This is a genomic window from Paenibacillus hamazuiensis (genome assembly GCF_023276405.1).
Classification (GTDB): domain Bacteria; phylum Bacillota; class Bacilli; order Paenibacillales; family NBRC-103111; genus Paenibacillus_AF; species Paenibacillus_AF hamazuiensis.
This window is the reverse complement of the sequence record NZ_JALRMO010000001.1, coordinates 2646340-2660705: the sequence shown is the minus strand read 5'-3', so window position 1 is coordinate 2660705 and position 14366 is coordinate 2646340. Positions and strand designations below refer to the sequence as shown.

Below are 14366 nucleotides of genomic sequence, written 5' to 3'. Positions count from 1 at the left end.
CCCAGCGGCGTCTTGAAGGGGTGTACGGACATGTTTCTTTCGTATTTGCTGCGGCGGTTGACAGAAAGGTTTTAGTGCTACATAGTTCTAAACATGATAAAAAAGAATAAAAAACCATCCAATCGGGATGTCGCCCTCCGGGCGGCCGCCTCCCTGTTTCTGACGAAGGGCTACCATGCTACCAGCATGGATGAAATCGCAGCTGAAAGCAAAGTGTCCAAAACGAACATTTATTACTATTTCAAAAGTAAGGAGGAGCTTCTTTCGGCCATTTTTGACGGGCTTATTCAAACGTATACCGAAATGATTCATGACGCAGCGTCCCGCAGGGATTTGACCGTCCAGGAGCGATTCGAAACGCTGTTCAACTTGCTCGTTCAACAGAAGCCGGACTGTTTGGGCGGCTGCCCGTTTCTCACCCTTTATGCGCAACTGCCGCAAGATGCCGTTCCTCTCATTCAGGGGAAAGTCAGCGGTTTTTTTCGCAGCCAAATCGCGACAGTGGAAGCTTTGCTGGACGAAGGCGTAAAAAGGAAGGAGCTTAGAGCCGATCTTCCGGCCGGAACGACTGCCCAGTTCATCGTTTCGGCGATCGAAGGCGCTCTTTTTCTGCAGCAGGTTATGGGAAGCGAAGCGGCTTTGCCGCAAAATTTTCTTCATACTTTAGCCTATATGCTAAAGTAATTTTTTTTGGCTTAATTAGTACTGATCAGTACTATAAATTTAATGGGAAAGCAGGCGGTATTTCTGGCACATATTTTTATTACCGGCGAAAAGTTCCATTCATCACGTATGATGAAGATCGCGGCTGCGCATCATTTTCCGATTGCACATCCGGATTGGACGGCCAAACTTCTGAAGCAGCAGGGACTGAATTTGGGCGATGGGTTCGGCACAAATAATTGCGCCGAAGGACACATTCTTTATAACGAACAAAACATGTATAATTAAACACGAATACCAAAAATTTTGTTCTGAATCAGAAACAAAGGAGTTGACCGCATGAATCGCCCCAAATTAAGGTTGTTTTCCCGCCTTGCTGTAAAAGCTGCCGTTCTTTGTGCCGCTTTTGCGCAGATTGCCATTTCTGTTCCGGCACAGGCCGGCATGGCCAATCAGGCGAATGCCGCATCTGCCGATCGTCCGTCTTATAGCGCTACATGGATATGGGACACAAGCTCCCGTCTAAAGAACGCGGATGGTGCGATCCAATATTTTCGGGACAACGGGTTCAATCTTGTATTTATGCAGATTGATCCCGACGTTCCGAAGGAGTCCTACAAAACGTTTAACAAAAAGGCTGCCGCGAGCGGCATCGAGGTGCATGCTTTGGGAGGTGCACCCGACTGGATTCTGCGGGAAAAACAGATTAAAGTGTACCAATTGATCGATTGGGTGAAAATCTACAACCAAAGTGCAGCCGCCGAGGAGCAGTTTAAAGGAATCCATCTGGATGTCGAGCCTTACGTCATGAAAGCATGGCATGCCGATACGGATACGATGCTCGGCCTTTGGCGGGATACGGTGAGCGGGTTTGTGGAAGAGATGAAACTCGAGACCCCGCAGCTTGTCGCCGGTGCGGATTTGCCGGTGTGGCTGGAGATGTTCGATGTGCCGGACGGGCAGGGGGAAAGGACGACCTTATCAAATTGGATGATCCGCAAGCTGGATCAAACTACGCTTATGGCTTATCGCGACAATGTACCGGATATCATCTCCAGCATAACCACCGAGCTTAAGGAAGCGGAAAGAAACGGGAAACCCGTCATCGTTGCCGTGGAAACATTGCCGAGTGAGGATCTCTCCATTTCCTACTTCCATAAAACGAAAGCGCAATTGACGAGCGATCTGGGCGAAGTGGAAAAACAATTGGGAGGCAGCGCTTCTTATGCCGGATACGCCATACATGATGCGGATGGTTGGACCGGGTTAAAAGAGTAATCGATTGAAGATGCGACCGGCTTGTAATGGTGATGCCCAATGCAGCAAATAAACAAAAGTATTACATAAATGGTAAAAAATATATTATAACCCCTTAAAAAAATGGACAAGCCACGAATCGTATATTGCGCGCCAATCACCAGAATCAGGAGGGACGGGGCTATGTCCAAAAAACAAACGCTTGTACCCAACATGAACCTGGACGAGAACTGGGTGAGTCTGATGATCGCAGCACGCGATTTGGGACTGACGACCGAGGAAGTTCGGCAATTTTTTCGTGAATGCGAGCAAAACGATGAAGAGTCGATTCGTTATACAGAGAGAGAATAACGACATGGGGAATTTTTTTTAAACAGTATTGTCAGCGCTTACAATTGTTCAGGATTAAAAATAATTATCCACAGCATGCGCGTTTTTTGCTAATATAAGTTTATATCCTATGTAATATAAAGGGGTCGCTACGATGATTGGCAAGAAAGTCAAGCAGCTTCGCTTGGAACAAGGGCTATCCCTTACAGAGCTGGCGGAGAAAGCCGGGGTAGCCAAATCGTATTTAAGCTCGCTCGAACGCGAGGTCCAGTCCAACCCCTCGATTCACTTTTTGGAAAAGATATGTGCGGTGTTGGGAGTTCAGTTGGAAACGATTATTCATGATCAAACTCCGGCTCGGGAGCAGCTCGATGAGGAATGGATCGGCTTGGTGAGAGAGGCGATGAATTCCGGCATCAGCAAAGAGCAGTTTGCGGAATTTCTGGAATACCAGAAATGGCGCAGCAAACAGAACCGCACCGGGGAATAACGAATATAAGAAGCCCCTATCGCTTGATTCACTTTCGGAATCGGCGATAGGGGCTTTTTCACTTCGCAGCATAAGTTGTGCCGATCTGATGAAACGCTTCTTTCATCAGGTAGTAGCTTTTTTTCAGCCGCTCGCTGTACTGCACCTCGTTCCAGGCGGGCCAGGCGTAAATCGGCAGCCGGGAGACCGGATACAAGCCGCCGGTTTCGTCCAGGCCGCGGATGCTGCCGTCCGAGCGCCGGATGATCCAGGGAAGCAAGCGAATCCCCCGGGTCGTCGTTGCAGCAAGCTTGCCATCGGTCTCGCCGTAGCTCATCACCTGCAGTGAGCTCGGATCGGTAAAGCCGAGAAGCATCCAGGGGATGCGCATCTCGACGACACTCCCCTTGGCCTGCCACATCGCCAAAGAATTGAAATCGTCGGATGCCGGATCCGTAGATCCCCGCATCAACTTGCCTGCCGGCACGTCCTGGAACGGACTGTATGCAGCGGAATCGGGCGGGGTTTGCTCCAAATCGACGGCGAGCTTCCACGGATCGAATACTCCCGAATCATCCTTCATGTTCACCGGCTGAACCGGCAGCATGCCGTAAATGCCGCCGTACAGTCTTGTGTGAAAATTGTAATTCGAAGCGATCTTTACCTGGCTTTCATCGTCTTTGCCAAGCACGATGAGCGTCTCCAGCCCTTCGTCCAGCTTGACGTTCCCCAGTTCCTCGGCATGCCGGTTCCCGCCGGGGATCGTATCGACGCCGAAGAGGAGCCGTTCGCGTTCCGGATCAAACGGCTGCTCCAGCTCGCCCATCACGTAAACATAAGCTTCGTCATGGGTGATCCAAAGCGATTTCCAGCCCGGATAAACTCCGGTCAGCCGCTTTTTGTCGCTTTCCGGGAGCTTTTGCCAGTCATTCGCATCGCCGTCGATGACAAGCGGTCCATCTTTGCCGGACCGTTCGGCCACCAGACCGAAGTGCTGCTCATTCGTGAGCACGTTGTTCCACAGCTTGCGGCGGTTTTGCGGAATTTCGAAATGCATCGTATTCCAGGTGCGCTTAAACCATTCGTCCTGCCACGAGAAGACGATGCCTCCCGCCATGCCGGCGCCGGCGATATCCTGCAGCAGCGAAGCGTTGATGAGACCTTGCCCGGTCTCGTCATGCCCACCTTGATTGCGGCCTTTATTCGCCAAGTGCCCGATACCGACGGAAGAAGGGACGCCGAACTCCGTAATCATAACCGGCATGTCCTTGTAATGCGCCTTCAGTTGGGTCAAATAGCCGAGGTACGTATTGGGCTCTCCATTGGCGTCGGCCATGCTCGTCAGCGTCTTGTCCGTTCGGAAAAAATCCGGATAGTAAGGGTATGCGTGAAAGGAGGCAAAGTATCCTGCCGGCCAGTCCCGTATCTCCAGATGGGCCGCGTCGACGCTGACCATATCTTCTTGAACGAGATTTTCCCCGGGATGCTTCAGCGGATCGGTAGTTACCCAATTGGTGAACGTCAGCGGATGTTTCCATCCGTTCTGCGATTCCTGCACCGCCAAATGGTCGAGCATTTCCGCGAGCCAGTTTTCGAAGGGGGATGCGGCCGGGGCGGCGGAAACGTAGGAGCCTTGAAAGCCTGTCTTGTCCTTATGCTTCTCGTTCGTGCTTTGCACCATCATCGGATCCCATTCCGTTCCGATATGCCAGGCCAGCAAATAAGGTCCGGCGTTATACCGGTAGGAGCCGCTCGCCTTGCCGAACCGTTCCGGAATGTCGACGGTTCCGTAAACCGCTCCCACGGCGAGGGTGATCTCCTTCTGAAATTCGCTGTAAATGCTCTCGAGATAAGCGTCCTTTTTATCGATCAGCTCATCTTCCGGAGTCCATACTCCCTGAATAAAATAAAGCGGCGAGTCTGCGTGGCGCTCGTTGTATTCCACCAGCGCCTGATAAAAAATCGGGGACAAAATCGTATACACCCGAATCGTATCGGCGCCGAGCTCTTGAATTTGTCCGAACCACTGCATGTACGTTTCCTTGCTGATCGGCAGTTCGCCCGGGTCATGCCCCGGAAGAGCAGCACCCACGTTGACTCCTTTAACAAAAAAGGGGGTCCATCGCTGTCCGTCATACTTCTCGATGCGATCGCCCTTCGTACGGAATTTGATCTGAGTTCCGTCTTCGTTTCGGATGCTCTCCACTTTGCTCGCGGGTCAGTAGTGCCATACCAGGAAAAAAGCGGCGGCCACGGCGGCAAGACGAAGCAGCCAGGAGACGGGTGAGGTGTTTGCCTTCATGGGCTGAGACTCCTTTAATCGTCAAGGTTGGTTAAGCAAGCAGCCGCCGGAGACGAGCTTCAAGCTCCATCGGAGAGAACGGTTTTTTGATCACATCGGCGGCACCCAGCTCGAAGCATTTGCAAATATGCTGTTCGACGGAAAGGTCGGTCAGCACGACGACTTTGCATGACCGGCTCTGGGATTTCCGGATGCGCTGAATCACCTGGTAACCGTCGAGCGCCGGCAGCGTCAGCTCCGTGATGACGAGATCCGGTCGAACCGATTCTACGAGCCGAAGTCCTTCCTTGCCGTCCTGCGCCGGACGGACGTCATAACCTTGCCGTCCCAGCCGGACGTTGAGGAATTCGAGCAAATCGGCGTTCGGATCGATCATCACGACCGTCGGAGTCGCTGGGGAGGAAAGGGGGCCGTCATAAACGGCGATTTCCTCCTGATCCATTCCGTTCAGCAGCGATAGGAATTCGTTTAAATCCGGTTCCGTTGCCGGAGCGCTCTCGGAGAAGCAGGCTATGGCCATTCCTCCCGCCGGCAGACCGGCTTCCTGAAGTAATGCTTTCACCGACAGCGCTGCGAAATGCGTGTATGCCAAAGCTTGTCCGGGAAGAAGGATAAGCAGCAGGTTGGCATCCGCTTCGTAAGCGGCGACAACGCCCGGATTTTCGCCCGCAAGATTCAGACGCGATTCCAATTCCTGAAGCGTGCCCGAGTCGACGCTGTGCGCTGCCGCCGCAATGACTCCGCAGCTTTCCGTCCAAGAGCCGGCCGCTTGCAGCATATTGTTCATGCGGGCGTAAAGACGTTTGGATATACTATTTTCCGCTAACACCGTATTCGCAGTATTCATCGTTATTCACTCTCCATTTCTTTGGTATAGGGCCGCCGTCAGACGGCCCGGGCTTCGGTGGTTTGCGTTTGCGAGCCGGGAGCACCGCTTGAATGCGCCGCTTCCTCGCTCCAGCTGCGGCGCACCATGTTGCCCCAGGCGTTGTTGCGGCGCGCGTAATCCCACAAACCGAGCAGCTTCCACAGCGCATTGATCTGGTCGTAGCCGAGCGCCATCAACGCCGACAGCGCGATCATTTTGAGCACATCGTACGTTCGGATGGAGCTGCGGGAAGCCGCTTCCTCAATCAATAAGGACCCGCATGTAAAAGCCATGCCGATCAGCAGGTTGACGAGCAGAAAAGCGAGCAAAATCGGCAGCTGCGTCATATCCAGCAGCACGTATCCGGCCAGCGCGGCCAGCCCGGATAGGCGGACGAACGGATTTAATATTTCATAAACAATCGTATACGGAAGGGCCAGCCATCCGATGACTTTGTACTTCGGGATGAACAGCATCGAGCGAAACCGGCTCACGTTCCACAAGCTGCCGCGAATCCAGCGGCGGCGCTGGGCGCCGAGAACCCGAAGCGAGTCGGGCGCCTGCGTCCAGCAGACGGCATCCGGGCAAAACAGGATCCGGTAGGGCAAGCCGCGGTCGAGCATATACTTATGGAGCTTCATCACAATGTTCATGTCCTCGCCGGGGCATCCCTCTTCGTAGCCGCCGACCATGACCAACATATCTTTGCGGAACAGCCCGAAGGCTCCCGAAACGATCAGCAGGCCGTTGATGGCGCTCCAGCCGATGCGGCCGCCGAGGAAAGCTTTTACATATTCGACGTATTGCATGGCCGGAAGCCAATTATTCGACATCCGGACCGACAGCACGCGGCCGTCTTCGATGGAGCTTCCGTTGGCGATGCGCACATTGCCTCCGACGGCGATATGCTGTTCGGGATTTTCCATATACACTTTCACCAATCGGATCAACGCGTCTTTTTCCAACAGACTGTCCGCATCGATCGTGGCGACGAGCGGATATTGGCATACATTGATGCCTGCGTTCAACGCGTCCGCCTTGCCGCCGTTCGCCTTATCGATAACGACGAGCCCGGGGTAGAGGGGGCTTCGGTAGACGCAGCGGATTTCCCGGGACGGCACGAGAGGGCGGAAGCCGGACAAACGGCCGGGCTTCAGATCAAACGTTTCGATCAGCACCTCCAGCGTCCGATCGGTCGAGCCGTCGTTGATTACAACAATTTCATACACGGGAAACTCCAGCGTCATTAAAGATTGCAGACTCCCGATAATCGTCAGCTCCTCATTATATGAAGGAACGAGGATCGATACGGGCGTAACGTATTCCGAGCCTGCGAGCTCCCGGAACCGCGAATTGGCGGCGCTTTTGACCATGGAAAGCATCTTCCGATACGAAACGGCAAGAATGAACAAATATAATAAGCCGGACCCGATGATCAAATAAGTGGCGACGATTCCGTAACTAAGCAGTAACGATCTCATTGGGGCCCCCTCTCCGCCAATCGGCCCCGGGTCTGGACTTCCGCCCGGTTCACGCCGGCCCCTCTGCGTTTGCGCTGATAGATGAAAAACAGCCGATCGTATGAAGCCGTTTGCCGTGTGTCCTGCGGGACGAGAGCTTTGGCGCGGCTCAGCTCCTCCTGCACGGTCTCCCGCACGAAGTCGAGGGAGGCGGCGTTTTCGCCGCCGCAGGCGGCTTCGCAAAGCGCTTCAAACCCGGCAGGCCCGAGCCGGGACAAGCTTTCGGCGCTGTAGTAGCGCACCCACCATTCGGCGTCTCCCAGACAATCGGTCAGCACCCCGATATGCGCATCAAGCTGCAGCCGGCCGACTGCTTTGACCGCCGCCGCGCGAATTTCCCAGTCGGGATGGCGAATGAGTTCGCCGATCCGCCCCGGCGTCAGCGGATGGGCGACCTGGAGATACACCTTCGCCGCTTTGATGCGAACTTCCTTATACCCGGAGTCGATCAAACGTAGAACGGCGCCCGCCACTTCCGGATCGTTCCGTCCGGAAAGTCCTGTCAAAGCGACGATAAGATGCGCTTCACAGTCTTCCTTGGCCAGCAGCTCGGTAAAAAGCGGGGCAGGGTCCAAGGAAGAGGAGGCGGCGATATCGGCGATCAACTGATGAGCTTCCGGATGGTGTTCGGTAAGCAGAAGCAGCACACGGCGCAAATCGTCGAGCGTTTCGGCGCATTTGGCAGCCGCTCGCCCGACCACAAACGCGGTCGATTCGCCGGCTTCCCTCTCCAGAAGCTGCAGCAGCTCGCCGGTGCATTCCGCCGCCCGCATCATGCCCAAACGATAAGCGGCTTCCAGGCGCACTCCGTGTCTCGCGCTGCGAAGCCGCTTGCGCTCTAGTTCCACGAGTCCGAGATCCCGGCAAAGGTCGGTAAGCTGGTCCCGGTACTCGCCGCCGATCGTTTCCATCCATTCCAGCAGCTTGATCTGGATCGCTTTTAAATCGGCGGGGGTCAGCCGGCCGGGTGGAGGGAGCAGCGCATCCGTGCTGCCTAAGCTCATGCTGAGATAAGCGAAATAATTTTTATGTTTTTCCAGGCTTGTCTTTATCCGCTCCGCATCGGCCCTGCGCCTGGCTCTAAGCACAAACAGAGCGCAGAAGCCGCCGGCGACAGTGATGCTTAAGGCGTTCAGCACGGAGGCGGCCTGATCGTACGGTTCCATCCACATATGGTTTCTCCTCCTCCTGACTTTAGCCTGCCGAAGGCTACTCGACGGTGACGCTTTTGGCCAGATTGCGGGGCTTGTCCACATCGTGGCCCCGAATCGAAGCCGCATAATAGGCGAGCAGCTGCAGCGGCACAACTGCGACGGACGGGGTAAACAGGGAGTACGTGCGCGGCACGTATATGACTTGATCGGCCGTTTTTTCAAGCTCCTCATTACCTTCCAGAGTGAGTGCGATGACATAAGCCCCGCGTGCCTTCACTTCCTTGATGTTGCTGGCGGTTTTCTCCAGCAGCAGCTCCTGGGTGGCCAGCGCGATGACCGGAGTTCCTTCTTCGATGAGCGCCAAAGACCCGTGCTTCAGCTCGCCGGCGGCATACGCCTCCGAATGGATATATGAGATTTCCTTCAGCTTGAGCGATGCTTCCATAGCCAGGCTGTAATCGAGTCCGCGGCCGATAAAAAACAGATGCTCCCGGCCCGAGATCCGTTCGGCGATGCGCCGGATCGATTCTTTGTCTTCGAGCAGCCGCTCTACTTGATAGGGCAGCCGCTCCAGCATCGCAATCATCTCGGTAAGCGCGGCCCGGTCTATCGTGTTGAGCGAACGTGCCATGAACAGGCCGAGCATATAAAAGGCGATCAGCTGCGAGCTGTAGGCTTTAGTCGAAGCGACCGCGATTTCCGGGCCGGCGTGCGTGAACAAGATATCGTCCGCTTCGCGGGCAACCGAGCTGCCTATCACGTTTGTGATGGCCAGCACGCGTGCGCCGGCCAGCTTCGCCTCGCGCATGGCGGCCAGCGTATCCGCGGTTTCCCCAGACTGGCTGACCGCAATAACCAGCGTATTCGCGCCGATCACCGGCATCCGGTACCTGTATTCGGAAGCGAGATCGACTTCGACCGGAATGCGGGTCAGACGTTCAATCACCTGTTTGCCGATAAGGGCCGCGTGATAAGCCGTCCCGCAGGCGACGATATGAATGTGCTTCACCCCGCGAATTTGCCGGGCGGACAGCGATGTGCCGGGAAAGGAAATTCCCGTTCCTTCGAGCAGCCTGCCTCGCATCGTATCCCGATAAGCGCGCGGCTGCTCATGAATTTCTTTAAGCATAAACGTGTCGTAGCCGCCTTTCTCCGCCATTACGAAGTCCCATTCAATGCGCAGCAGCTGCTTGGCGATAAAATTGCCCTCCAGCGTCATCAGCTCGACGTTGTCTCTGGTGAGCACGGCCATTTCGCCGTCATTCAAAATATAAACGCTGCGGGTATGCTCCAAAATGGCCGGGATGTCGGAGCCGATGAAATTTTCGCCTTCGCCGACGCCGATGATGAGCGGGCTCGCCCAGCGGACCGCAATCAGCTTGTCCGGCTCGTGCGCAGAAAGCACCGCAATCGCGTAAGCGCCCCTTAAATGGCTGACAGCCTTCCGGACGGCTTCGGGCAAATCCCCTTTATAATGATGCGCGATCAAATGCGAGATGACTTCAGTGTCGGTTTCCGAGACAAAACGGTACCCGAGCTGCTCCAGCTCCGCCTTCAGCTGCAGGTGATTTTCGATGATGCCGTTATGTACGACGGAAATGTTCATCTCGTTATCGGTGTGCGGATGCGAATTCGCATCCGAAGGCTTTCCGTGGGTAGCCCAGCGGGTATGGCCGATGCCGGCGAATCCGGACAACGGCTGCGCCTCAAGCCTCGTTTCGAGCTCGCTGATTCTTCCTTTCGACTTGCGGAGTTCCAGCCCTGTTTTCGTGTGAATAGCCACTCCGGCGGAATCGTATCCGCGGTATTCCAATTTTTTTAATCCGCCGAGCAAGATGCCTTGCGAATCCCGTTTGCCGATATAGCCGACAATGCCGCACATGCTTACTCCTCCTCTTTTCCAATAGGTCGATTGATAGTGTGTGTTCTGTATAACGAACACATGTGAGAAGTATAACGCAAAAAAAGTTAAAATAAAAATGTAGAAAATCGAATTAATTCATGTTAACGAACAAAAAACGCAATTATTCTTCCAAATACTCCAAAATACAACCGAATATTGTTCTTTATAAAGAATATTTTGTTCGTTATAATGAATTCCGGACGAGGGGCTGTCCGGCACCCGATTAGGCCGCCTCGTCACTCAAAATAAAAACACGTCTTAAAGAAGGCTGTTTTGCCGGCGCAAAAAATGAATCGAATGCTTACAAAATCGGTTTTTCGCCGGCGTCAAAAAACTAAGCGAATGCTTACGAAGTCAGTTTTTTGCTGGCGCAAAAAAAAATCTTAGGAGGTTTGCTCATGTCCCAAACCAAAGTGCACGTCAAGCTGGACGGCTGGGGAGCCCGGCCGGTTCCGCTCCGTTTTTTGGCTCTGATGCGACCCCGGCAGTGGACGAAAAATTTGCTCGTATTCGCCGCCCTGATCTTTTCCATCCGGCAAGCGAATATGGCCATGCTCGGACAAGCATTGGCCGGCTTCGTCCTGTTCTGCCTCGTTTCCAGCTGCGTGTATGTGCTGAACGATTTCGTCGACCGCGAACGCGACCGGATGCATCCGGAGAAAAAATACCGGCCGCTGGCGTCCGGCGCAATCCATCCGCAGACCGCACTGCTGTTTGGCTTCGTCCTGCTTGCGTGCTGCCTGCTTCTCGCGTTCCGGTTTCAGTTTGCTTTCGGCTGCGTGCTGTCCGTTTATTTTGCCGTCAATGTGCTGTATTCGCTGAAGCTCAAGCATGTCGTGATCATCGATCTCATCATCGTAGCGTCCGGGTTCGTGCTTCGCGCGGTAGGCGGAGGGCTGGTGATCGGCGTGCCGCTTACGCCATGGTTTCTGCTTTGCACGATGCTGCTCGCTTTATTTCTGGCCATCGGCAAACGCAGGCACGAGCTTGCATTGATGCAAAGCGGCTCGGGCTCGCACCGAAAAGTGCTGGAATCGTATTCGATGGAGATGCTGAATCAAATGTCGGTTGTCGTGACGACAGCGACCATCATGAGTTATGCGCTGTTTACTTTCACCGCGGGGCATACGATCCATCTGATGTGGACGCTTATTTTTGTGCTGTACGGATTGTTTCGGTACTTGTATTTAATTCATATGGAAGGCAAGGGCGGGCGTCCGGAGAAGCTGCTGCTCGAGGATAAGCATATTTTGCTGACCGTGGTGTTATACGGGTTTTCCGTCGTCTGCATTTTGCTGTTTTTGTAAGGGGGGGAAGCTGCGGTGATCCACTATGTATGGTTGATCGTTTCCGTTGCGCTTGGCGCTGCGGGACAAGTATTGATGAAATGGGGGGTCAGCGTCTCCAGGCCGGCCGGCAGCGGATGGTTGACCTGGTCCGCGGTGGCCGCTTGTTGGCCCGTTGCGGCAGGGCTTGCCTGTTACGGGTTAAGCTCGGTGTTCTGGTTATTCGCGCTCAGGAGATTTCCGCTCAGCACCGCTTATCCGATGGTCAGTCTCGGGTATATTGTGGTCATGGTGCTCGGTTATGCATTGTTTCAGGAATCGTTGTCGATGCAAAAATGGTTCGGCGCCGCCTTCATCTCCTTCGGCGTTTTGCTTATTGCGCGCGCGTAATCGGAAAGGGGGAAAGAAGGTCCTATGCAGTTGCAAATAAGTTCAGGTTTGCTGTACCCGCTGCTGCCTTTCATTGCCTGGCTTGCATCGGGAACGCTCAAGTATGCGATAAACACTATCCGACACGGGCAGGAAGCCCGGAAGCTGATCGGCAACGGCGGCTTTCCGAGCACGCACACGGCGGTCGTTTCGTCAGTCGCGATGCTGACGGGCTTCGATCAAGGCTGGAGTACGCCTCTGTTCGGCCTTGCCGTCGCCTTGACGTTTATCGTCATGATCGATGCGGTCGGCATTCGCCGTGCCGTTGGAGAGAGTGCCGAACGAATCAACGCGCTGACGCTCGAAATCTCAGCCGCTGCGGAAACAAAGAAGCTGAGGGAGAGGCAGGGACATACCCGGCTGGAGGTGTCGGGCGGTCTTGCGCTGGGAATGCTGCTTGGCTTCGTCGCCTCTCGGCTGCTCGTCTAGGGCAGATACATAAACCAAGGCGCGACCAATCGGCGTCCTGGATCATCAAAAAATCGGATGTGGGGAGTTGCTGATGAAAAACCGTATCGTATCCATAAGTTTGGTCACCGGAATCACGCTGCTCACTTTCGTAGCCGCCGCTTTTATGGTGCCGTCGCTGCTGTTTCTTCTCGGACTGCCGATCATGAAGGCGGACTTATGGCTGGCGGCAGGGGCAGCAGTCCTGATCTGCCGGATCTCCTCCATGAAGCTGGCGGAGGAAGGGCAGACAAACGTATTCGCCGTTTCGGCCGTACTGTCCGTTATCTTGTTTATATGCGCCTTCATGGTATGCGGGATGTTTTACGATTTGTCCTACGACGGGCAGTCTTACCATCAAGAAGCGATCATTCATCTGGCCGAAGGCTGGAATCCGGTTTACGATCAGCCGATCGATCTGCCGACGGGACAAAGCATCTGGATCAATCATTACGCCAAAGCAGCCGAAATTGCCGCTGCGTCCATCTACAAGGCGACCGGACTGCTTGAGCACAGCAAGGTCATCAACCTGCTGGCGATGGCGGCTTCCGCCATGCTCAGCCTGGCCGCTCTGCTGGTCTTAAGGCCTCAAAGCCGAGCTGCCGCACCGGTCGTAGCGCTGCTGCTGGCACTCAATCCGGTCAGCGTGTACCAGTCGTTCACCTTTTACGTCGACGGGCTTATCGGCTCGCTGCTGCTCTGTCTTCTTGCTTTAGGGTGTTTGATTGTTGCCCGGTCTGGCTGGCTGCTGCTGTCGGTATACACGCTGACGATGATCATGACGATGAATGTGAAATTTACCGCCATCGGCTACGCGGGAGTGCTGACTGTAGGACTGCTTGCTGCGCTGTACATGAGCGAGCAATTCACCGTGCTGAAGCGGCTTTTTCGCGTGGCGGCGCTCGGGGGACTGGCCAGCGTGCTGCTTTTCGGCTATAACCCGTACGTCACCAATACGGTCCGGGACGGGCATCCCTTTTATCCGCTCGCCGGGGAAAACGCCATCGACGTCGTGAAGAACTTTACGCCGCGCAATCTGGAGCGGATGAACCGCTTTGAGCAGGCTGTCGCCTCCTACTTCGCCGAGCCGATGGGCAACAGCACGGAAAAGAAGCCGACACGCTTCCAATGGCCGTTTACATTCAGCGCGAAAGATCTTCCCACCTACGCGGAAACGGACGTGGCGGTAGCCGGCTTCGGTCCTCTGTTCAGCGGTGCGATTGTACTCGCATTGATCGTATTGGCACTGGCGTTCCGCAAACGGCCCGGCATCACCTTGGCCGCCGTCGGAGTCATCGCCGTGCTCGCCGCTTCTTCCTTCATCAACCCCGCGGCCTGGTGGGCGCGGTATGTGCCTCAGCTGTGGGCAGTACCGCTTGTCGGCGCTTGGCTCGCATTCTGCTTCAGCGACAGCCGGATGCTGCGAGGAGCGGGCGCGGCGCTCACTGTCGTCCTTGCGGTAAATACGCTGCTCGTCGGCGCAACGTACACGTCGAAGCAGTGGGCTTGGAGCGAGGAGCTTCGCGGCCAACTGGCGCAGCTGCAATCGGCGCCTCAGCCGGTAAAAGCCGAATTTACGTACAGCTGGTCCAACCGGGAGCGGCTCAAAACGTACGGCATTCGGTTTACCGAGGAAACGCCGCTCTCCTGCAGCAGCGAGAAGGTGACGCTGATCAAATCGGGCACGACCCTTTGCGTGGAAAACAAAGGAGCGCAGGCTAAGGCGCAATGAAGACAG

At 55.0% G+C, this 14366-nt stretch carries 13 protein-coding genes; 8 read left to right on the top strand and 5 right to left on the bottom strand.

Features of this window, described 5'->3' with window-relative positions:
* Positions 1-93 precede the first annotated feature (93 nt).
* The 4 genes from MYS68_RS11745 (at position 94) to MYS68_RS11730 (ending at position 2740) form a co-directional block, all read left to right on the top strand.
* Positions 94-684: a TetR/AcrR family transcriptional regulator gene (locus MYS68_RS11745; RefSeq protein WP_248926017.1), complete on the top strand. Its 591-nt coding sequence runs from the start codon at positions 94-96 to the stop codon at positions 682-684.
* Positions 685-1002: 318 nt separating this feature from the next.
* Entirely contained in the window at positions 1003-1941 is a 939-nt protein-coding gene (locus MYS68_RS11740; RefSeq protein ID WP_248926016.1) for a hypothetical protein, read from the top strand.
* A gap of 162 nt (positions 1942-2103) precedes the next feature.
* On the top strand, positions 2104-2271 hold the full coding sequence (locus MYS68_RS11735) for an anti-repressor SinI family protein (protein ID WP_248926015.1): 168 nt from the start codon (positions 2104-2106) through the stop codon (positions 2269-2271).
* Between the two features lie 133 nt (positions 2272-2404).
* A complete protein-coding gene (locus MYS68_RS11730) occupies positions 2405-2740 on the top strand; it encodes a helix-turn-helix domain-containing protein (protein WP_248926014.1) in 336 nt (111 codons plus the stop codon).
* A gap of 58 nt (positions 2741-2798) precedes the next feature.
* Here MYS68_RS11730 and MYS68_RS11725 read toward each other — a convergent pair whose 3' ends face one another.
* The 5 genes from MYS68_RS11725 to glmS form a co-directional block, all read right to left on the bottom strand.
* Entirely contained in the window at positions 2799-4811 is a 2013-nt protein-coding gene (locus tag MYS68_RS11725; RefSeq protein ID WP_248926013.1) for a hypothetical protein, read from the bottom strand.
* A gap of 241 nt (positions 4812-5052) precedes the next feature.
* A complete protein-coding gene (locus MYS68_RS11720) occupies positions 5053-5868 on the bottom strand; it encodes a response regulator transcription factor (protein ID WP_248926012.1) in 816 nt (271 codons plus the stop codon).
* Between the two features lie 38 nt (positions 5869-5906).
* On the bottom strand, positions 5907-7370 hold the full coding sequence (locus MYS68_RS11715) for a glycosyltransferase family 2 protein (protein ID WP_248926011.1): 1464 nt from the start codon (positions 7368-7370) through the stop codon (positions 5907-5909).
* Positions 7367-8581 (bottom strand): HEAT repeat domain-containing protein, encoded by a 1215-nt coding sequence (locus MYS68_RS11710; RefSeq protein ID WP_248926010.1) that lies wholly within the window; start codon positions 8579-8581, stop codon positions 7367-7369. The genes MYS68_RS11715 and MYS68_RS11710 overlap by 4 nt, the downstream gene beginning before the upstream one ends.
* Positions 8582-8618: 37 nt before the next feature.
* Positions 8619-10445, bottom strand: a complete 1827-nt coding sequence (gene glmS / locus MYS68_RS11705; protein WP_248926009.1) for a glutamine--fructose-6-phosphate transaminase (isomerizing) — start codon at positions 10443-10445, stop codon at positions 8619-8621.
* 419 nt (positions 10446-10864) lie between these two features.
* Here glmS and MYS68_RS11700 point away from each other — a divergent pair, with 419 nt between their 5' ends.
* The 4 genes from MYS68_RS11700 (at position 10865) to MYS68_RS11685 (ending at position 14360) form a co-directional block, all read left to right on the top strand.
* Positions 10865-11773: a decaprenyl-phosphate phosphoribosyltransferase gene (locus MYS68_RS11700; RefSeq protein WP_275983463.1), complete on the top strand. Its 909-nt coding sequence runs from the start codon at positions 10865-10867 to the stop codon at positions 11771-11773.
* A 15-nt stretch (positions 11774-11788) separates the two neighbouring features.
* On the top strand, positions 11789-12142 hold the full coding sequence (locus MYS68_RS11695; RefSeq protein ID WP_248926008.1) for an SMR family transporter: 354 nt from the start codon (positions 11789-11791) through the stop codon (positions 12140-12142).
* A 24-nt stretch (positions 12143-12166) separates the two neighbouring features.
* The gene (locus MYS68_RS11690) at positions 12167-12610 is read left to right on the top strand and encodes a divergent PAP2 family protein (RefSeq protein ID WP_248926007.1); all 444 of its coding nucleotides are present in this window, start codon (positions 12167-12169) and stop codon (positions 12608-12610) included.
* Between the two features lie 73 nt (positions 12611-12683).
* Positions 12684-14360: a hypothetical protein gene (locus MYS68_RS11685; RefSeq protein WP_248926006.1), complete on the top strand. Its 1677-nt coding sequence runs from the start codon at positions 12684-12686 to the stop codon at positions 14358-14360.
* Positions 14361-14366 lie beyond the last annotated feature (6 nt).

Coding starts and splice junctions, on each gene's coding strand:
- glmS (WP_248926009.1), bottom strand. CDS start 10,445: ATGTGCGGCATTGTCGGCTATATCGGCAAACGGGATTCGCAAGGCATC.
- MYS68_RS11715 (WP_248926011.1), bottom strand. CDS start 7,370: ATGAGATCGTTACTGCTTAGTTACGGAATCGTCGCCACTTATTTGATC.
- MYS68_RS11710 (WP_248926010.1), bottom strand. CDS start 8,581: ATGTGGATGGAACCGTACGATCAGGCCGCCTCCGTGCTGAACGCCTTA.
- MYS68_RS11720 (WP_248926012.1), bottom strand. CDS start 5,868: ATGAATACTGCGAATACGGTGTTAGCGGAAAATAGTATATCCAAACGT.
- MYS68_RS11745 (WP_248926017.1), top strand. CDS start 94: ATGATAAAAAAGAATAAAAAACCATCCAATCGGGATGTCGCCCTCCGG.
- MYS68_RS11740 (WP_248926016.1), top strand. CDS start 1,003: ATGAATCGCCCCAAATTAAGGTTGTTTTCCCGCCTTGCTGTAAAAGCT.
- MYS68_RS11730 (WP_248926014.1), top strand. CDS start 2,405: ATGATTGGCAAGAAAGTCAAGCAGCTTCGCTTGGAACAAGGGCTATCC.
- MYS68_RS11700 (WP_275983463.1), top strand. CDS start 10,865: ATGTCCCAAACCAAAGTGCACGTCAAGCTGGACGGCTGGGGAGCCCGG.
- MYS68_RS11690 (WP_248926007.1), top strand. CDS start 12,167: ATGCAGTTGCAAATAAGTTCAGGTTTGCTGTACCCGCTGCTGCCTTTC.
- MYS68_RS11685 (WP_248926006.1), top strand. CDS start 12,684: ATGAAAAACCGTATCGTATCCATAAGTTTGGTCACCGGAATCACGCTG.
- MYS68_RS11735 (WP_248926015.1), top strand. CDS start 2,104: ATGTCCAAAAAACAAACGCTTGTACCCAACATGAACCTGGACGAGAAC.